Here is a 21,472-nt window from a genome sequence, read left to right as displayed (position 1 = left end):
CACCCCTCACCACCCGCAAAGAGGGCGACCGATAAGGAGAGATCGACAAACGACAAAGCCGAATCAGGCTTCGAACTCGGCCCGGAGTCAGCGGAATTTGACGTGGGAACGGTTCAGTTCGGCCACCGAGGAGACCCCGAGCAGCTTCATGGTGACCTCGATCTCGCGGCTCAGGATCTCCATGGCGCGTACGACGCCACGGCGGCCGCCGGCCATCAGCCCGTACTGGTAGGCCCGGCCGACCACGGCGGCGGTGGCGCCCAGGGCGAGCGCCGCCACGATGTCGGCGCCCGAGGTGATGCCGGTGTCGACGAGCACCTCGACCCGGTCGCCGACCTCGTCGACCACGTCCGGCAGCAGCTCCACGGGCACCGGCGCCCGGTCGAGCTTGCGCCCGCCGTGCGTGGAGAGCCACACCCCGTCGACCCCGACGGCCGCGACCCGCTTGGCGTCGGCGACGCTCTGCACGCCCTTGGCGACGAGCTTGCCCGACCAGGCGCCGCGCAGCCACTCGACGTCCTCGATGGACAGCCGCGGGTTGAACACCCGTTTGATCATGTCGGAGGCGGACCCGCCGGTGGCCTTGAGCACCTGCGGCGACGGGGTGCCCGCCCGCCACTGCCGGACCCACCAGCCCGGGTGCAGGAACGCCTCGGCGATGGTGCCGATGCTCATCGACGGCGGGATGGTCAGGCCGTTGCGGATGTCGCGGCGGCGCGGCACGGAGATCGGCGTGTCCAGCGTCAGCAGGATCGTGTCGAACCTCGCCTCCTCCGCGAGCGCGAGCAGCTCCTTGACCATCGCCCGGTCCTCGGCGAAGTACAGCTGGAACCAGTGCCGGCCCTCCGGCGCGGCGGCGGCGACGTCCGCCAGCGACGTGGTGGCGAGGGTGGAGACCGAGTACGGCACGCCGAACTGCTGCGCGACCGAGGCGACCGCCGGCTCACCCTCGGCGTGCATCACCCGGTTGAACCCGACGGGCGCCAGGGCGAACGGCAGTTTCTGCCGCTTGCCCAGCACCGTACGGCTGGTGTCCAGGTTGGACACGTCGCGCAGCACCGACGGCTGGAACTCGATGTTCGCGAACGTCTCCCGCGCGCGGGTGAGGCTGCGTTCGCTGTCCGCCGCCCCGTCGCAGTAGTCGAAGACCATCCGGGGCACGGCCCGGCGGGCGGTGGCGCGCAGGTCGGCGATGCCCGCCGCGCGCAGCAGCCGGCGTTCCGTCGGGTTCCACGCCACCTTGGGCGGCTTGATCAGGGTGCTCATCCGAGCGGACTTGCTCATGTGGGCTTCCTTCTGTGAGGGGGGTGAGGAAGGGGGCCGCTCCACGTCGTGGGGGGGTCGGCTACGCGACGAGGGCCCGCTGGGCGAGCAGTTCCTCGACCACCTCGGCGGGTGTCGGGTGGTCGTAGACGAGCGCGGCCGTCAGCTCCAGCCCGGTGAGGGCTTCGAGCCTGCGGCGCAGCTCCACGGCGGTGAGCGAGGAGAAGCCGATGTCGAGGAACTCCTGGTCCTCCTCGACGGTGGCCGCCGACGGCAGACCGAGCGTGTACGCGGTCTGGGCCCGCACCACGTGGGACAGCACCGTGCGGCTCTCGGCCTCGTCGGCGCCGTCGAGCAGCCGGCGCAACGCGTCCGGGTTGTCGACGTCGAGCGTGTCCTCGGCGGTCTCGGTGATGTGGCGCATCGCGTCCGGCAGGTCCCGCAGCAGCGGGCTCGGCCGGTACCGGGTGTAGTCGGGCACGAACGAGGCCCAGTCCACGTCGGCCGCGACCCGGCCGACGGCGCCCGCGCCCACCGCGGCGGCGAACCGCTCGACGGTGAGGTCCGGCCCGACCGCTACGCACACCGCCCCGTCGCGCCGCTGGGCGATCGCGTCGAACACGGCCGCCGTCTCGGCGGCGCCGGCGATCCCGAACAGCTCGTCGACCGTGTGCACGAGCACGAGCCGCTCCGCCTCGGCGGCGAGGGCGGTCGGGACCGCGTCGGCGGCGTCGCTGGTGACGACCACCGTGTCGGCGGCGCCCGGGGTGACCGTCGCGCCCGCCGCCTCCAGCAGGGCGGCGATCCGCTCCGCCAGCGGCCCGCCGTGCAGCGCGACCGTGCCGGCCGGCCGCCACGGGTCACCCGCGTGCGCGGGAGCCGCGACGAGCCGGCGGGCGAAGACGCCCGCCGGGCGCAGCGCCACCTGGTCCTCGCCCGCGCCCCGGGTGAGCACCCGGCACAGGGCGCTCAGGGTCCGCTCGTCGAGCGCCTCCGGCAGGTCGACGACCCCACCCCAGGCGCGGGGCGTGGTGACGGCGGCGGCCCGGCCGAAGCCCCACGCCGCGGCCCCGGTCGGGTCGGCGACGCGCTCACCGGGAGCGACCGCGACCGCCTGCCGGGTCAACGCCCACACCGGGGCGTCGATGCGGGCCTCGTCGAGGGCCCCGAGCAGCTCGGCGGGGGCGGGACCGGTGGGCGTCGTCAGCACCCCCGACACCACGTGGTCCGGCGCGAGGTCGAGCAGTTCGTCGGCCGTGCCGGCGCGGTACACGCGGACGTCGGCGCCGTGCCGGGCCATCGCCTCGGCGATCGGATCGACGCCCTCCGGCACCAGCCAGACACCCGGGAGCGCGGCGGCCGGCAGCGCGGTGACCGGGGACCACCGCAGCTGGTAGCCCGGCGCGGGCCCACGCCGCCACGTCGACAGGGCCACCGCCACGTCCTTGAGGGTCGCGGTGTCGTCCAGGCCCAGCAGCGCGCCCAGGTCGTCGCGGTCGACCGCGGCCCAGAAGTCGTCGCCGGGCGCGGCGACGGCGGGCGCGTCCGGCCACAGGCGGGTGCGCTGGAAGGCGTACGTGGGCAGCGCCACCGGGCGCGCGCCGGCGAAGAAGGCCGACCAGTCGACGGGTACGCCACGGTTGTGCAGGCGGGCGAGGGCCTCGGTCGCCACCAGCGCCGGGTCCCGGTCGGCGCGCTGCGCGGGAACGAACTCGCCGTCCGCCACGCACTCGCGGCCGAGCGCGGTGAGCACCGCGTCCGGGCCCAGTTCGAGGAAGGTGCGTACGCCGCGGGCCGCCAGCGCCTCGACCGCCGTGGCGAAGCGCACCGTGGCCCGCACCTGCTCCACCCAGTACCCGGGCGTCAGCTCGGCGACGTCGCCGGTGACCGTGGAGAGCACGGGGATCGTCGGCGGGTGGTGCGCGACGGACTCGGCCACCGCGCGGAACTCGTCGAGCATGGGCTCCATCAGCGGCGAGTGGAACGCGTGCGACACGGTGAGCCGCTTGGTCTTGCGGCCGGCGCGGGCCAGCTCTCCGGCGACCGCCAGGGTGGCGGCCTCCTCGCCGGAGAGCACCACCGACTCCGGGCCGTTGACGGCGGCGATCGCCACGTCGGCGGTGAGCAGCGGCGCGACCTCGTCCTGCGTGGCCCGTACGGCCACCATCGCGCCGCCGGTGGGCAGCGCCTGCATCAGCCGGCCACGGGCGGCCACCAGCCGGGCGGCGTCCGGCAGGGTGAGTACGCCCGCCACGTGCGCGGCGGCCAGCTCACCGATCGAGTGCCCCGCCACGAGGTCCGGCCGTACGCCCCACGACTCGTACAGCCGGAACAGGGCCACCTCGACCGCGAACAACGCCGGCTGGGCCCAGCCCGTCTGGTGCACCTCCTCGGTGTCCAGCACCTCCCGCAACGGCCGCTCCAGGTGCCGGTCGAGTTCCCCGCACACCTCGTCGAACGCCCGCGCGAACGCCGGGAAGCCCATCAGTTGCGTCGTCATGCCGATCCGCTGCGCCCCCTGGCCGGTGAACAGCACGGCCGTCGCGCCGGCGGTGTCGGCGATCCCGCCGACCGCACCGGAGGCGTTCTCGCCGCGGGCCAGCGCGGAGAGGCCTGCGCGCAGCTCGTCGAGGTCCCTGCCCAGCACGGCCGCCCGGTGCCGCAGCGCGGTACGGGTGGTGGCCAGCGAGAAGCCCACGTCGGCGGCGGACGCGTCGGCGGTGAGGCGCGCGGCGAGCCGGGCCGCCTGGTCGCGCAGCGCGGCCTGGTCGCGGCCGGACACCAGCAGGGGCACCACCGGCACCTCGGCCGTCGAGTCCACCACGACCGGCTCCGGCGCCTGCTCGATGATCGCGTGCGCGTTGGTGCCGGAGATGCCGAACGAGGAGACGCCGGCGCGGCGCGGGCGTCCCGTCTCCGGCCAGGGCACCGCCTCGGTCAGCAGCCGGACGGCCCCGTCGGCCCAGTCCACGTGCGGCGACGGCGCGTCGACGTGCAGCGTCCGCGGCAGCACGCCGTGCCGGATCGCCTCCACCATCTTGATCACGCCGGCGACACCGGCGGCGGCCTGCGTGTGCCCGATGTTGGACTTGATCGAGCCGACCCAGAGCGGCTGCTCGCCCCGGTCGCGGCCGTACGTCGCGATCAGCGAGCGGGCCTCGATCGGGTCGCCCAGCGTGGTGCCGGTGCCGTGCGCCTCGACGGCGTCCACGTCACCGGGGCGCAACCGCGCGTCGGCGAGCGCCTGGTTGACCAGGCGCTGCTGGGAGGGGCCGTTCGGCGCGGTCATGCCGTTGCTCGCGCCGTCCTGGTTCACGGCGGTGGCGCGCACGACGGCGAGCACCGGGTGGCCGTTGCGGCGCGCGTCGGAGAGCTTCTCGAGCACCAGTACGCCGACGCCCTCGCCCCAGCCGGTGCCGTCCGCGCCGGCGGCGAAGGACTTGCACCGGCCGTCCGGCGCGAGGGCCCGCTGGCGGCTGAAGTCGATGAACGCGTTGGGCGTCGCGAGCACGGTCACGCCGCCGGCGAGGGCCAGGGCGCACTCGCCCCGGCGCAGCGACTGGGCGGCCAGGTGCAGGGTGACCAGCGACGACGAGCACGCCGTGTCGACGGTGACGGCCGGCCCCTCCAGCCCCAGCGCGTACGACACCCGGCCGGAGACCACGCCGCCGGCGACGCCGGTGCCGATGAAGCCGTCCAGCTCGGCGGGCAGGTGTTGCAGGTGTGCGCTGTAGTCGTGGTACATCAGGCCGGCGAACACCCCGGTACGGCTGCCGCGCAGGGTGGTGGGATCGATGCCGGCGCGCTCGACGGCCTCCCACGAGGTCTCCAGGAACAGCCGCTGCTGCGGATCCATGGCCAGGGCCTCGCGTCGGGAGATGCCGAAGAACTCGGCGTCGAACCAGGCCGCGTCGTACAGGAACGCGCCCTCGCCGCAGTAGGTGCGGCCCGGCTTCTCCGGGTCCGGGTCCACGAGGTTGTCGATGTCCCAGCCCCGATCGGTCGGGAAGCCGGCCACCGCGTCGACGCCACCCGCGACCAGGTCCCACAGCTTCTCCGGGGAGGTGGCGCCGCCGGGGAAGCGGCAGCCCATGCCGACGATCGCGATCGGGTCGTCGCCGCCGTCGGAGGAGGCCACCACCACGGCGGCGGCCGGCCCGCCGTCGAAGAGCTCCGCGTCCAGGTGCTCGGCGAGCGCCGTCGGGTTGGGGTAGTCGAAGACCAGCGTGACGGGCAGCCGCAGGCCGACCACCGCGTTGAGCCGGTTGCGGAACTCGACCGCGGTGAGCGAGTCGAAGCCCAGCTCCTTGAAGGCCGTCGTGGCGCCGACCGCGTCGCCGCCGCCGTGCCCCAGCACGACCGCGACCTGCGCGCGGACGATGTCCACGAGTTCCTTGCGGCGCTCCGCCGGGCCCCGCCCGGCCAGGGTCGCGACCAGGTCGGAGGCCGCCGCGGCGTCGGCCGAGACCTGGCGTCGCGCCGGGGTGCGGACCAGGCCGCGCAGCACCGTGGGCAGCACCCCACCGGTCGCCTGCTCCCGCAGCGCGGCGAGGTCCAGGTGGATCGGCACGAGGGCGGCCTCCGGCGCGCCGAGCGCCTCGTCGAACAGCGCGAGTCCGTCCTCCGTGGACAGCGGCCGCACGCCGGAGCGCCGCATCCGGGCCAGGTCGGCGTCGTCGAGGGCGCCGGTGAGGCCGGTGCGCTGCGCCCACATGCCCCACGCCAGCGCGACGGCGGGCAGCCCCCGGGCACGCCGGTGGGCGGCGAACGCGTCGACGAAGGCGTTGGCCGCCGCGTAGTTGCCCTGCCCGGGGCCGCCGAGGACGCCCGCCGCCGAGGAGAACACGACGAAGGCGCTCAGGTCGCCCGCCAGCTCGTGCAGGTTGACCAGCGCGTCGACCTTGGGGCGCAGCGCGGTCGCGAGCCGCTCCGGCGTGAGCGACGCGATCATGCCGTCGTCGAGGACGCCGGCCGTGTGCACGACCGCCGTGGGCGGGTGCTCCGCGACGAGCGCGGCCAGCGCCTCGCGGTCGGCGGCGTCGCAGGCGGCCACCGTCACGTGGACGCCCTGGGCGGTCAGCTCGTCGTGCAGGACCGCCAGGTCCTCGGTCATGCCGCGGCGGCCGGCGAGCACGAGCCGGCGGACGCCGTGGCGCGCGACGAGGTGCCGGGCGACGAGGCGGCCGAGCGTGCCGGAGGCGCCCGTGACCAGGACGGTTCCGGTGATCTCCGGCGGCGTGCCCGGTTCGCCCGCCGCCTTGGCGAGGCGGGGCGCGAGCACCTCGGCGTCGCGCAGGGCGAGCTGCGGCTCACCCGTACGCAGCGCGGGCACCAGGTTCGCCTGCCACCGCTGACCGGCGACGTCGACCAGGACGAACCGGCCGGGGTTCTCGGACTGCGCCGAGCGCACGAGCCCCCACACGGCGGCGAGCGCCGGGTCGGTCCCGTCCGTGGCGCCCTCGGTGAGCAGGACCAGCCGGGCGTCGGCGAACCGGTCGTCGGCGAGCCACTCCTGGACGGCGGCGAGGGTGCGCTCCGCCACCCGGTAGGTGTCCCCCACGAGGTCGTCGCCGGCGCGGGTGACCGGGAGGACCACGTGGCCGGGAACCTCGGTGATCGCGGCGAGGCTGTCGTACGCGGTGGCGCCGGGCAGGTCGCCGCCGACGACCGCGACCGTGGCCGCGCCGTCGGCCACCGGGACCGGCACCCAGTCGAGCACGTGCATCGCCTGGTGGCGCGGGTTGGTCAGGGCGGCGAGCGCGCCGGCGGGCAGGCGGCGTACGGCCAGCGCCTCGATCGCGGCGACGGGCGCGCCCGCGTGGTCGGCGACGGCCACCGCGACGGCGTTGGGGCCCGCCGGCCGGATGGTGACCCGCAGCCGGGCGGCACCGGTGGCGTGCAGGCTCACCCCGTGCCAGGCGAACGGCAGCCACGGCCCGCCCGCGCCGTCGTCCGCGGTGAAGACGCCCAGGCCGAGCGGGTGCAGCCCCGCGTCGAGCAGGGCGGGATGCAGGCCGAAGCCGGCGACCTTCGCCGTCTCGGGCGCGGTGACCTCGGCGAACAGCTCGTCGCCCCGCCGCCACACCGAGCCCAGGCCGCCGAAGGCGGGGCCGTAGGTCACGTCGAGCGACGCGAACCGGTCGTACAGCTGCGCGGTGTCCACCGCCTCGGCGCCCTCGGGCGGCCAGACACCCGCCGGGGTCGCCGCACGGTCGTCGGCGCCCGCTGCGCCGGTGGCGAGGGTGCCGGTGGCGTGCCGGGTCCACTGGCCGTCCGCGTCGGGCCGCGAGTGGACCGTCAGCCGCCGGGCGCCGTCCGGGCCGGGCTCGCCGACACGGAGCTGGACCTGCACCGCGCCGCGCTCCGGCACCACGAGGGGCGCCTCGAGCGTCAGCTCCTCGATCCGGGTGGCGCCGACCTCGTCGCCCGCCCGGATCGCCAGCTCGACGAAGGCGGTGCCGGGCAGGAGGATCCGGCCCGCCACCCGGTGGTCGGCGAGCCAGGGGTGCGCCGAGGTCGACAGCCGGCCGGTGAGCAGCACCCCGTCCGCGCCGGCGAGCGACACGGTCGCGCCGAGCAGCGGGTGCCCGGTGGAGCCCAGGCCGAGGCCGGTGACGTCGATCGGGCCGCCTCCGCCACTGGGCCAGTAGGTGCGGCGCTGGAAGGCGTACGTCGGCAGGGCGACCGGCAGGGCGGGGGCGGTGACGAGCGTGGCCCAGTCGGGCCGTACGCCCCGGGTGTGCGCCTGCCCCAGCGACAGCAGGAACCGGCGCAGGCCGCCCTCGTCGCGGCGCAGCGTGCCGACGACGGAGCCGCCCTCGGCCTCGTCGAGCAGGTCCTGCACGGCTGGTACGAGCACGGGGTGCGAGCTGACCTCGATGAAGGAGTCGATGCCGTCGGCGACCAGGCCGCGTACGGTCTGCTCGAACTCGACGGTCTGCCGCAGGTTGCGGTACCAGTAGTCGGCGGTCAGCTGCGCGGTGTCGAGCAGCTCGCCCGTCACGGTCGAGTAGAGCGGGATGTCGCCGGTACGCGGGCGGACGGGGGCGAGGATCCGGAGCAGCTCGTCGCGCATCGACTCCACGTGCGCGGAGTGCGAGGCGTAGTCGACGTCGATCCGCCGGGCCCGGACCTCGTCGCGCTCGCACTCGGCCAGCAGCTCGTCGAGCGCCTCGGGCGACCCGGAGACCACCACGGTGGCGGGCCCGTTCACGGCGGCGACCGACAGGCCGGGCCGCAGCCGTCGGGCGACCTCCGCCACCGGCTGCGACACGGACACCATGCCGCCCCGGCCGGCGAGTTCCACGGCGATGAGCTGGCTGCGGCGGGTCACCACCAGGGCGGCGTCGTCGAGGGAGAGCGCGCCGGCCACGCAGGCGGCGGCGATCTCGCCCTGGGAGTGCCCGACGACGGCGGCGGGTTCGACCCCGTACGAGCGCCACAGCGCCGCCAGCGAGACCATCATGGCGAACAGCGCGGGCTGGACGACGTCGACCCGCTCCAGGGACGCCGCGCCCGGTACGCCGCGCAGCACGTCGAGCAGCGACCAGTCGGTGTGCCGGTCCACGGCGGTGGCGCACTGCGTCATCCGGTCGGCGAAGACGGGCGAGGTGTCGAGCAGTTCGGCGGCCATGCCCAGCCACTGCGAGCCCTGCCCGGGGAAGAGGAACGCGGTGCGGTCGCCGACGTCGGCGAGGCCGGTGACGAGGTTGCGGGCGGCGTCGCCGTCGGCGAGCGCGTCGAGCGCGGTGGACAGCTCCGCCCGGTCGCCGACGAGCACCGCGCGGTGCGGCAGGCGGGCCCGGGTGGTGGCGAGGGCGTGCGCGACGTCGTGCTCGGCGTGGTCGTCGGCCAGGTGTCGGCGCAGCCGGACCGCCTGCTCGCGCAACGCCGCCCCGGTGCGGGCCGACAGCACCCACAGGGTGGGGCCCTCGGCCGGCGCGGCGTCCCGCGGGGCCTCGACGGCCGGGGGCTCCTCGATCAGGACGTGGGCGTTGGTGCCCGAGATGCCGAACGACGAGACGCCAGCCCGGCGCGGGGTGTCGCCCCGCGGCCAGCCGACCGGCTCGCTCAGCAGCCGCACCGCGCCGTCGGTCCAGTCCACGTGGTGCGACGGCTTGTCCACGTGCAGCGTGCGGGGCAGTTCCTCGTGCCGCAGCGCCATGACCATCTTGATCACGCCCGCGACGCCGGCGGCGGCCTGGGTGTGCCCGAAGTTGGACTTCACCGAGCCCAGCCACAGCGGCCGGTCGCGCTGCTGACCGTAGGTGGCGATGAGCGACTGGGCCTCGATCGGGTCGCCCAGCGTGGTGCCGGTGCCGTGCGCCTCCACCGCGTCCACGTCGGCCGGGGTGAGCCCGGCGCTGTCCAGGGCCTGCCGGATGACCCGCTGCTGCGACGGCCCGTTGGGCGCGGTCAGGCCGTTCGACGCCCCGTCCTGGTTGACCGCCGAGCCCCGTATCACGGCCAGGATCTGGTGGCCGTTGCGGCGCGCGTCGGAGAGCTTCTCCAGCACGAGTACGCCGATGCCCTCGCCGAACGCGGTGCCGTCCGCGGCCGAGGCGAACGCCTTCACCCGCCCGTCCGGGGCGAGCCCCTTCTGGCTGGAGAACTCGATGAACGTGCCCGGCGTGCCGATGACGCAGCTGCCGCCGGCCAGCGCGAGGTCGCAGTCGCCGCTGCGCAGCGCGTGCGCGGCCACGTGCATCGCCACCAGCGACGACGAGCACGCCGTGTCGACGGTGACGGCCGGTCCCTCCAGCCCCAGCACGTACGACACCCGGCCGGACACCACACTGCCGGCGACCCCGGTCATCGTGTAGCCGATCAGCGAGTCGATGTCCTGCTGCATCGCCGACAGGTACTCGACGCTGTTGGCGCCGACGAACACGCCGGTCCGGCTGCCCCGCAGCGAGTGCGGGTCGATGCCGGCGTGCTCGAACGCCTCCCACGAGGTCTCCAGCATCAGCCGCTGCTGCGGGTCCATCGCGAGCGCCTCGCGGGGGCTGATCCCGAAGAAGCCCGCGTCGAAGTCGATGGCGTCGGAGATGAAACCGCCGCGCCGTACGTAGCTGGTGCCGGTGCCGCTGTCCGGGTCGAACAGGTCGTCCAGGTCCCAGCCCCGGTCGGTGGGGAAGTCGGTGATGCCCTCCCCGCCGGCCGACACCAGCTCCCACAGCTCGTCGGCGGAGCGTACGCCGCCCGGGAAGCGGCAGCCGATGCCGACGATGGCGATCGGCTCCCGCTCCGTCGCGGTCCGCAGCTTGCGCCGCGTCTCGTGCAGGTCGGCCGTCACGCGCCGGAGGTACTCGACAAGCTGTTCTTCGTTCGCCATCAGTAGCCCTCCTCAGCGCCTCCGGCTCAACCGGTGCCGAGTTCGTCGTCGATGAACCGCAACAGGTCGTCGGCCGATGCGGTCTTCAGCGCCAGGCCGACGTCCAGGCCGTCGGGTTCGGTGTCCACGTCGGACCTGCCACGCCAATTCGACATCACCGCGTGCAACCGATCGGTAATCCGTGCCTTGACCGCGTCCGCGATGCCTGCCGCGCCGGCCTGGGCGAACGACCGCTCCAGCCGGTCCAGCTCGGCCAGCAGCCCCGCCGCCGGGTCCACCTCGGCCGGGGCCAGCCCGGCCAGCAGGTGGTCGGTGAGCGCCCCGGCGGTGGGGTGGTCGAAGACCATCGTGGCGGAGAGCTTCAGGCCGGTGGCCGCCTTCAGCCGGTTGCGGAACTCGACCGCCGTCAGCGAGTCGAAGCCCAGTTCGGTGAACGGCCGGTCGGGGTCGACGGCGCTCGCGCTGGCGTGCCCGAGCACGGCGGCGGCCTGCGCCTTGACGAACTCCAGCGCGGTGTGCCGCCGCTGCGGGCCGCTCTGGCTCGCCAGGTGGTCCCGCAGGGCGCCGGGCGACTGCGCCGCCTGCTCCACCGCCCGCCGGGACGTGCCCCGCACCAGGCCGCGCAGCAGCGGGGGCAGCATGCCGACCCGGCCCAGCTCGCGCAGGGCCGCCGGGTCCACCGGCATCGGCACCAGCAGCGCCTCGTCGATCAGCTCCGCCGCGTCGTAGAGCGCCATGCCCTGCGCCACGGACAGTTCCAGCAGCCCGACGCGGGCCATCCGGGCCCGGTCGGTGGCGTCCAGGTGCGCGGTCATCCCGCTCGCCTCGCCCCACAGTCCCCAGGCGAGCGAGCGGGCGGGCAGCCCGGCCGCGCGCCGGTGGGCCACGAGCGCGTCGAGGAAGGTGTTCGCCGCCGCGTAGTTGCCCTGCCCGGGGCCGCCCATCGTGCCGGCCGCCGCGGAGAACACCACGAACTCGGCCAGCCCGGCGTCGAGCGTCAGCTCGTGCAGGTTGACCGCCGCGTCGACCTTCGGCCGCAGCACCGCGTCGACCTGCTCCGGGGTGAGCGCGGTGACCAGGCCGTCGTCGAGGACGCCCGCCGTGTGCACCACGGCGGTCAGCGGGTGCGCGGCGGGGACGCGGGCCAGGGTCTCGGCCAGCGCGTCGCGGTCTGCCGCGTCGCAGGCGGCGACCGTGACCTGCGCCCCGTACCCGGTCAGCTCGGCGACCAGGTCGGCGGCGCCGGCGGTGTCCGGGCCCCGACGGCTGGTGAGCAGGAGGTGCCGCACCCCGCGCCGGGTCACCAGGTGCCGCGCCAGCAGCCCGCCGAGGGTGCCGGTGCCGCCCGTGACGAGCACCGTGCCGTCGGGGTCGCGCCGGGGCGGCGTGGTGAGCACGAGCTTGCCGACGTGCCGCGCCTTGGACATGGTCCGGAACGCCTCCGGTGCGCGGCGCACGTCGTACGTGCGCACCGGCAGCGGGGTGAGGCGGTCCTCCGCGAAGAGCGCGAGCACGTCGCGCAGGATCGCGCCGACCCGCTCCGGGTCGATGGCGAGCAGGTCGAACGCCTGGTACTCGACCCCCGGGTGGTCCTCGGCGACCCGCCCCGGGTTACGGACGTCGGTCTTGCCCATCTCGATGAACCGGCCGCCGCGGCCCAGCAGCCGCAGCGAGGCGTCGACGAACTCCTTGGCCAGCGAGTCGATCACCACGTCGATGCCGGCCCCGCCGAACCGCTCCTCGAACTCCAGGGTGCGGGAGTTGCCGATGTGCGGGTCCGGCAGCCCCATCGCGCGCAGCGCGTCCCACTTGCCGGTGCTCGCCGTGCCGTACACCTCGGCGCCGAGGTGCCGGGCGAGGCGGACCGCGGCCATGCCGACGCCGCCGGACGCGGCGTGCACGAGGACCCGCTCCCCCGGCTTCACCTGGGCCAGGTCGACCAGCGCGTAGTAGGCGGTGCAGAAGGCGATCGGGGTCGACGCCGCCTGGGCGAACGACCACCCCGCCGGTACCGGCGCGACCATCCGCGCGTCGGTGACGACCTCGGTGCCGAAGGCGCCGTAGAACAGGCCCATGACGCGGTCGCCGACCGCGACGCCGCGCACGTCGGGTGCGGCCTCGACGACCACGCCCGCGCCCTCGCCACCCATCACCCCGCCGCCGGGGTACATGTCGAGGGCGATCAGCACGTCGCGGAAGTTCAGGCCGGCGGCCCGCATCGCGATGCGCACCTGGCCCGGCGCCAGGGCGGGGGCCTGTTCCGCCTCGGGCAGCAGGGCGAGGTTGTCCAGCGTGCCCCGCTCGGTGACGTCCAGCCGCCAGCGTTCGGCCGTGGGCGCCGTCAGCGCGGGGCTGCTGGCCGCCCGGGCGAGCCGCGGCGCCAGGGCGACGCCGTCGCGGATCGCGAGCTGCGGCTCGTCGGCCGCGAGCGCCGCCGCGAGCGCCCGGTGCGGTTCGCGGTCGTCGACGTCGAGCAGGACGAAGCGGTCCGGGTTCTCGCTCTGCGCCGAGCGGAGCAGACCCCACACCGGCGAGCCGGCCAGGTCCGCCGCCGCCTCGTGCACGCTCACCGCGCCCCGGGTGACGACGACCAGCCGGGCGTCGGCGAACCGCTCCTCCGCCAGCCACTCCCGTAGCACCGCGAGGGTGTCGTGCACGGCCCGGTGCGCCGCCCCGGCGAGGTCGTCGGCGGCGTCGGCCGCGCAGGCCAGCAGGACCAGTGCGGGCATCGGCGCGCCGTCGGCCACGCCGGCCCGCAGCGTCGCCAGATCCGGGTACGCGTCGGCGACGAGGCCGGCGTCCTGGGGCAGGGTGCAGCCGCCGAGAGCCGCCCAGCGGGCGTCCGGCGGGGTCGCCGGGGTGGCGGCCGGGGTCCACTCCAGGCGGAACAGGGCGTCGTGGTGCGTACTCGGCTGCGCGGGGGCGGTGGCCTCCCGCAGCACCAGCGACTCCACCTCGGCGACCACGGTGTTGGTCTGGTCGGCGACGGTCACCTCGACGGTGTTCCGGCCGCGCGGACGCAACCGGACGCGCAGCTCCGTCGCCCCGACGGCGTGTACGGACACACCGCTCCACTCGAACGGCAGCAACGCCTCGGTGCTCGAGGTGGCGAGCGCGATCGGGTGCAGCGCGGCGTCGAGCAGCGCCGGGTGCAGGCCGTAGCCGGCCGCCGCGCGGGCGGCCTGCGCCGGCAGGGCGACCTCGGCGAGGATCTCCTCGCCCCGGCGCCACACCCGGCGCACCCCCTGGAACGTCGGGCCGTACGCGAGGCCGGCCGAGGCCAGGGTGGCGTACAGCTCGTCGGCCTCGACGGGCTCGGCCTCCGGGGGCGGCCACGTGGCGTCGAAGTCGCCCGCCGGCCCACCGGGGGCGAGGAGGCCGACGCCGTGGCGCACCCACGGCGTCGCGTCGGTGGCGACCCCGTCCGGACGGGAGTGGATGGTGATCTGCCGCTGCCCGCTGTCGTCGGGCGCGTCGACGCGCATCTGCACCTGCACGCCGCCCCTGTCGGGCAGCACCAGGGGCGCGGTCAGCGTCAGCTCCTCGACGCGGGCGCAGTCCACCTCGTCGCCGGCCCGCACGGCGAGGTCCACGAACGCGGTCCCGGGCACGATCACCTGACCGCCCACCCGGTGGTCGGCCAGCCACGGGTGCGCGGCCACCGACAGCCGCCCGGTGAACAGCAGGCCGTCGGTGTCGGCCAGGGCCACCGCCGCGCCGAGCAGGGGGTGCTCGGTGGCGCCGAGTCCCAGCCCGGCCGCGTCGGCGGTGCCCGTCGCGGTGGCCGGCCAGAAGCGCTCGTGCTGGAACGGGTAGCCGGGCAGCCGGACCCGCCGCGCCCCCTCGTCGTCCCAGCGCACGCGTACGCCGTGCGCGTGCGCCTCGCCCAGGGAGAGCAGGAAGCGGGCCATGCCCCCCTCGTCGCGGCGCAGCGAGCCGACCACCGTGGCGGGGGCCTCCGCGTCGTCGACGACGTCCTGCACGCCGATGGTCAGCACCGGGTGCGGGCTGACCTCCACGATCGTGGTGACGCCCGCGTCGAGCAGGGCGCGGATGGCCGGCTCGAACCAGACCGTCTGGCGCAGGTTGCGGTACCAGTACTCGGCGTCCAGCGGCACGTCGTCGAGCCAGCGGTCGTCCACCGTCGAGTAGAGCGGCACCTCGGGCCGGCGGGGCGTCAACCCGGCCAGCACGTCGAGCAGCTCGTCGCGGATCTCCGCCACGTACGCCGAGTGCGACGCGTAGTCGACGTGGATGCGCTTGGCGCGCACGCCGTCGCGCTCGCACTCGGCCAGCAGCTCGTCGAGGCCGTCCAGCTCGCCGGCCACCACCGTGGTCCGGGGCCCGTTGACGGTCGCCACGGTCACCCGGCCGGCGAAGCGCTCCAGCCGGTCGCGCACCTCGGCCGCCGGCAGCGGCACGGACACCATGCCGCCCTTGCCGGACAGGCGCAGCAGGGCACGGCTGCGCAGGGCCACGACCCTGGCCGCGTCCGAAACCGAGAGGGCGCCCGCCACGCAGGCCGCGGCGATCTCCCCCTGCGAGTGCCCCACCACGGCGGCGGGCTCGACGCCGTGGTGACGCCACAGCTCGGCCAGCGACACCATCACGGCGAACAGGACGGGCTGCACGACGTCCACCCGGTCCAGGTCCCTGCCCTCGCGCAGGACGGCCTCCAGGGACCAGTCCACGTGCGGCGCCAGGGCGTCGGCGCACTCGGCCATCCGCGCGGCGAACACCGGCGAGGCGTCGAGCAGCTCCACGGCCATGCCGATCCACTGCGAGCCCTGCCCCGGGAAGGAGAAGGCCACCTTGCCCGGCGTGCCGGCGACCCCGGTGACGAGGTTGGGCGCGGGCTCCCCCGCCGCGAGCGCGGCGAGGCCGGCGCGCAGCTCGTCGGCCCCGCCGACCAGCACCGCGCGACGCGGGTGCGCGCTGCGCCGGGCCAGCGAGTACGCCAGGTCGCGCGGCGGCACGTCGGCCAGCAGCGGCGCGATCCCGGCGGCCTGCTCGCGCAGCGCGCCGTCCGAGCGGGCGGAGAGCACCAGCGCGACGGGCCCGTCGTCGGGCGTCCGTTCGGTCCCGGGCGCCTCCGGGGCCTCCTCCACGAGGACGTGGGCGTTGGTGCCGCTGAACCCGAAGGACGAGACGCCGGCGCGGCGCGGGTGCCCGTTGCGTCCCCACGGCTGCGCCTCGGCCAGCAGCCGGACGCCACCCGCCCAGTCGACGTGCGTCGTCGGCTCGGCCACGTGCAGGGTCCGGGGCAGTTCGCCGTGCCGCAGCGCGAGCACCATCTTGATCACTCCGGCGACGCCGGCGGCGGCCTGGGTGTGCCCGATGTTCGACTTCACCGAGCCGAGCCAGAGCGGCCGGTCGCCGGCACGGTCCCGGCCGTACGTGGCGAACAGCGCGTCGACCTCGATGGGATCGCCCAGCGTCGTGCCGGTGCCGTGCGCCTCGACCACGTCCACGTCGGCGGTGGAGAGACCGGCGTCGGCGAGCGCCTGCCGGATCACCCGCTGCTGCGACGGCCCGTTGGGGGCGGTCAGCCCGTTGGACGCGCCGTCCTGGTTGACCGCGCTCCCGCGCACCACGGCCAGCACCTCGTGGCCGGCGGCGAGCGCGTCGGAGAGCCGTTCGAGCACGAGCACACCGATGCCCTCGCCCCAGTTGGTGCCGTCCGCGCCGGCCGCGAACGCCTTGCAGCGCCCGTCCGGGGCGAGCCCCCGCATGCGGCTGAACTCCAGGAACGCGCCCGGCGTCGCCATGGCGGTCACGCCGCCCGCCACCGCCATCGCGCACTCGCCCGAGCGCAGCGCCTGCACCGCCAGGTGCATGGCGACCAGCGACGACGAGCATGCGGTGTCCACCGTCACGGCCGGGCCCTCCAGCCCCAGCACGTAGGAGAGCCGGCCGGAGAGGATGCTCGCGGCGTTGCCGGTGGCCATGAAGCCCTCGGCGCTCGTCCCCGCGCCGCCGGTGATCCGGGCGTAGTCGACGTTGTTGGCGCCGACGTACACCCCGGTGGAGCTGCCCCGCAGCGCGGTGGGATCGATGCCGGCGTCCTCGAAGGCCGCCCAGGACGCCTCCAGCACCAGCCGCTGCTGCGGGTCCATGGCCTCCGCCTCGCGGGGGCTGATGCCGAAGAACGCCGCGTCGAAGCCCGGCAGGTCGGCGAGGAAGCCGCCCTCCCGGACGTAGCTGGTCCCGGAGTGCTCCGGGTCGGGGTGGAACAGGCTGTCGAGGTCCCAGCCGCGGTCGGTGGGGAACGGGCCGATGCCGTCGCGGCCCTCGCGCAGCATCGCCCACAGCTCCTCGGGGGAGCCGACGCCGCCGGGGAACCGGCAGCTCATGCCGACGATGGCGATCGGCTCGTCGGCGGCGACGGTGCCGACGACCGCCTCGGTGCGGCCGGTCTCCAGCAGGTGCTCGGCCAGCGCGACCGGCGTCGGGTAGTCGAACGCGACGGCCGCGGAGAGCCGTACGCCGGTGGCCTCGACCATCCGGTTGCGGAACTCGACGGCGGTGACCGAGTCGAAGCCCAGTTCCTTGAACGCCGACGTCGGCTCGACCGCCTCCGGGCCCGCGTAGCCGAGCGTGAGCGCCACCTGCGTACGCACCAGCCCGACGGCGTGCTCCAGGCGCTCGGCCTCGGGCAGGGTGGCGAGCCGGCGGGCGAAGTCCGAGGAGGTGGCCGTCGCGGTCGGCGCCTCGTCGGCGACCGCCTCGGCGATGGCGTCGAACAGCCGGCTGGGTCGCATCGCGGTGAACGACGGCGCGAACGCCGCCCAGTCCACGTCGGCGAGCACGACGTCCGTGTCCCCGGCCCCCAGGGCGGTACGCATGGCCTCCACGGCGCGCTGCGGCGCCATCGGTGCCAGGCCCCGCTTGCGCAGCGAGGCCGAGATCTCGTCGTCCACCAGGGTGCTCCCGGCCCACGGGCCCCAGGCGAGGGCGGTGGCGGGCTGTCCCCGGCCGCGCCGCGCCTCGGCGAGGGCGCACAGGTGCGCGTTGCCGGCGGCGTAGGCGGCCTGGCCGCCGCTGCCCCAGACGCCGGCCACGGAGGAGAAGAGCACGAACTCGTCGAGGTCGCGATCCGCGAAGATCGCGTCGAGGTTGGTGGCGCCGGCGACCTTGGCGGAGACGACGTCGGCGTACTCGGCGTGGTCCATGTCCATGATGCCGGTCAGCTGCGCCAGCCCCGCCACGTGCACCACGGCGCGTACGTCGGGGTAGCCGTCGACGACCGCCGCCAGGGCGGCCCGGTCGGCCACGTCGCAGGCGACGACGTCGACCTGGGCCCCCGATCCGCGCAGTTCGTCGAGGACCTCGGCGGGGGCGGTGCCGCGCCGGCTCAGCAGCACGACCCGCTCGGCGCCGTGGCGCGCGTACAGCCGGGCGGCCTCGATGCCGAGGGTGCCGGTGCCGCCGGTGACCAGCACGGTGCCGGACGCGCCGCGCCAGCGCGGGGTGCCGGTCACCGGCGCGCGGTGCAGCCGGCGGACGAACACCCCGTCCGGGCGCACCGCGACCTGGTCCTCCCCGCCGCCGGCGAGCACGCCGGCCAGCGCGGCGGCGGTGCGCCCGTCCAGCGCGGCGGGCAGGTCGACCAGGCCGCCCCAGGTGTCGGGCAGCTCCAGCGCGGCGACCCGGCCGAGGCCCCACACCTGCGACTGCGCCACCCCGGTCACCGGGTCGGCCGGCGAGGTGGCGACGGCGCCACGGGTGACGCACCACAGCCGGACGCCCCGCCCGGCGAGGACGCGGATCAGGTCGAGGGTGGCGGCGGCGCCCGCCGGGACGCCGGGGCGGCCGGGCAGGAACGTCTCGTCGAGCGCCAGGAGGGAGACCACGCCGGCCGGCTCGCCGTCGAGGTGGCGAGGCAGGCCGTCGGGGTCGGTGGTGACGACCGTCGCGCCGTGCGCGGCGAGCGCGTCGGCGACGGCGGCGCCCGCGTCCCCGGTCACCGCCGGGTCGCCGGCCACCAGCAGCCAGGTTCCGCTCAGCGCCGCCGGGGCGCCGCCGGGGAGGCGCTCCCAGCGGGCCTGGTAGCGCCAGCCGTCCAGCGCGGAGCGCTCCTGCCGCCCCCGGCGCCACGCCGAGAGCGCGGGCAGCACCGACGCCAGGGGCGCCTGCGGGTCCACGTCGAGCGTGGTGACCACCGTGTCGAGGTCGCCGCTGTCCACGGCCGCCCACAGGCCGTCGTCGTCGCCGGCACCGTCGGCGGCGGCCGGTCCGACGCTGTCCTGCCAGAACCGCTCGTGCTGGAAGGGGTACGTCGGCAGGTCGACCAGGGACGGTCCGGACCGGTGGTAGAACGCCTCCGGGTCCACGGTGACGCCCCGGGTCTCCAGCCGGGCCAACGCCTCGACCAGGGCACGCGGCTCGTCGCGGTCGCGGCGCAGCACCGGCGTGGCCAGCACGTCGCCGTCGAGGCAGTCGGCCGCCATGGTGGCGAGCACCGAGTCCGGGCCCAGCTCCAGGAACGTGCTGGTGCCGGTCGCGGCGACGGCGCGTACCGCGTCGGCGAAGCGTACGGTCGCGCGGACCTGTCCGACCCAGTACTCCGGCGTCGCCAGATCGTCGCCCACGGGCGCGCCGGTGACCGTCGAGACCAGCGGGATGGTCGGCGGCGCGTACGACACCGTCTCGGCCACCGCCCGCAACTGCGCGAGCATCGGGTCCATCAGCGGCGAGTGGAAGGCGTGCGACACGGTCAACCGTCGGGTCCGGCGGTCGGTGAACCGGGCGGCCACCGCCGCCACGGCCTCCTCGGTGCCGGAGACGACCACCGAGTCCGGGCCGTTGACGGCGGCGAGGTCGACGTCGGGGCCGAGCAGCGGCGCGACCTCGGCCTCCGTGGCCTGGACGGCGAGCATCGCGCCGCCGGCCGGCAGCGCCTGCATCAGCCGGCCCCGGGCCGCGACCAGGCGGGCCGCGTCGGCGAGCGGGAACACGCCCGCGACGTACGCGGCGGCCAGCTCGCCGATCGAGTGCCCGGCCAGGACCGACGGGGTGACGCCCCAGGACCGGACGAGCCGGTACAGGGCCACCTCGACGGCGAACAGGGCGGGCTGGGTCCAGCCGGTCTCGTGCAGTTCCTCGGAGTCCAGGACCTCGCGCAGCGGCCGGTCCAGGTGCGGGTCCAGCGCCGCGCACACCTCGTCGAACGCCGCCGCGAACTCCGGGTACGTCGCGTACAGCCCGCGGCCCATGCCGAGGCGCTGCGCGCCCTGCCCGGAGAAGAGCATCGCTACCCGGCCGTCCGCCGCACGGCCGCGTAGCAGGTTGGCGGCCTGCTCGTCGCGGGCCAGGGCGGCCAGGCCGGCGGCCAGTTCCTCGGTGGAGGTGCCGAACACGGCGGCCCGGTGCGGGAAGCGGGACCGGGTGGTGGCCAGGGCGTAGCCCAGCTCGGCGGGCTCGACCCGCGACACCACGGCGGACAGTCGCCGCGCCTGGTCGCGCAGCCCGTCGGCGTCGCGGGCGGTGACCAGCAACGAGGTCACCGGCGCGGAGGCCGGAGCGGGCGCCTCGGCGTGCGGCGCCTGCTCCACGATCACGTGGGCGTTCGTGCCGCTGAACCCGAACGAGGAGACCGCCGCCCGGCGCGGCTGCCCCGTCTCGGGCCACGCGACGGCCGTGGTCAGCAGCCGCACGTTGCCGGCCGTCCAGTCCACCTGGTCCGACGGCTGGTCGGCGTGCAGCGTCGCGGGCAGGACGCCGCGCCGCATCGCCTCCACCATCTTGATGACCCCGGCCACCCCGGCGGCGGCCTGGGTGTGCCCGATGTTCGACTTCACCGAGCCGAGCCACAGCGGGTCCGCACGGTCCTGGCCGTACGTCGCCAGCAGCGCCTGCGCCTCGATCGGGTCGCCCAGGGTCGTGCCGGTGCCGTGGCCCTCGACCACGTCGACCTGGCGCGTCGACAGGCCCGCGTCGACCAGCGCCGCCTCGATGACGCGCTGCTGCGACGGCCCGTTGGGCGCGGTGAGCCCGTTCGACGCGCCGTCCTGGTTGACGGCGGAGCCCCGGACGACCGCCAGGACGCGGTGGCCGCGCTCGATCGCGTCCGACAGCCGCTCCACCAGCAGCACGCCGGCGCCCTCGGCGAAGCCGGTGCCGTCGGCGTCCGCCGAGTACGACCGGCACCGCCCGTCCGGCGACAGGCCGCGCTGGCGGGAGAACTCGACGAACGTCAGCGGCGTCGCCATCACCGAGACGCCGCCGACGAGCGCGAGCGTGCAGTCGCCCCGGCGCAGGGCCTGGATCGCCAGGTGCAGCGCCACCAGCGACGACGAGCAGGCGGTGTCGACGGTGACCGCCGGTCCCTCCAGCCCCAGCGTGTAGGCGACCCGACCGGAGACCACGCTGCCCGAGCTGTTGCTGCCCGCGTAGTCGTGGTACATCAGGCCGGTGAAGACGCCGGTGGGGCTGCCGGCGAGCGAGCCGGGTTCGATGCCGGCCCGCTCCAGCGTCTCCCACGCGACCTCCAGCAGCAGCCGCTGCTGCGGGTCCAGCCCGACCGCCTCGCGGGGGCTGATGCCGAAGAACGTCGGGTCGAAGTCCGCCGCGTCGTACAGGAAACCACCGCGCGAGGTGTAGGAGGTGCCCTCCCGGCGCGCCTGCGGGTCGTACAGGGACTCCAGGTCCCAGCCGCGGTCGGTCGGGAACGCGCCGGTGGCGTCGGTGCCCGACTCCACCAGCCGCCACAGGTCCTCGGGGCTGGTCACGCCGCCCGGGTAGCGGCAGGCCATGCCGACGATCGCGACCGGCTCGTGCGCGGACGCCTCCACCTCGTGCAGGCGCTGCCGGGTCTTCTGCAGGTCGACCGTTACCCGCTTGAGGTAGTCCCGGAGCTTGTCCTCGTTGGCCACT

3 protein-coding genes are annotated in these 21,472 nt (G+C 75.9%); all 3 read right to left on the bottom strand.

Going from position 1 to position 21,472, the window contains the following annotated elements:
* Positions 1-87 precede the first annotated feature (87 nt).
* Positions 88-1,284: an alpha-hydroxy acid oxidase gene (locus tag CLT72_RS28965; RefSeq protein WP_101414453.1), complete on the bottom strand. Its 1,197-nt coding sequence runs from the start codon at positions 1,282-1,284 to the stop codon at positions 88-90.
* Positions 1,285-1,345: 61 nt separating this feature from the next.
* Positions 1,346-10,597, bottom strand: coding sequence for a type I polyketide synthase (locus CLT72_RS28960; RefSeq protein WP_101414452.1), 9,252 nt, complete (start codon positions 10,595-10,597; stop codon positions 1,346-1,348).
* Positions 10,598-10,623: 26 nt separating this feature from the next.
* A complete protein-coding gene (locus CLT72_RS28955) occupies positions 10,624-21,471 on the bottom strand; it encodes a type I polyketide synthase (RefSeq protein WP_101414451.1) in 10,848 nt (3,615 codons plus the stop codon).
* Position 21,472 lies beyond the last annotated feature (1 nt).

The organism is Micromonospora sp. CNZ309 (genome assembly GCF_002846525.1).
Note: the sequence above shows the minus strand (reverse complement) of the source record. Positions and strands in the feature narration are given on the sequence as shown.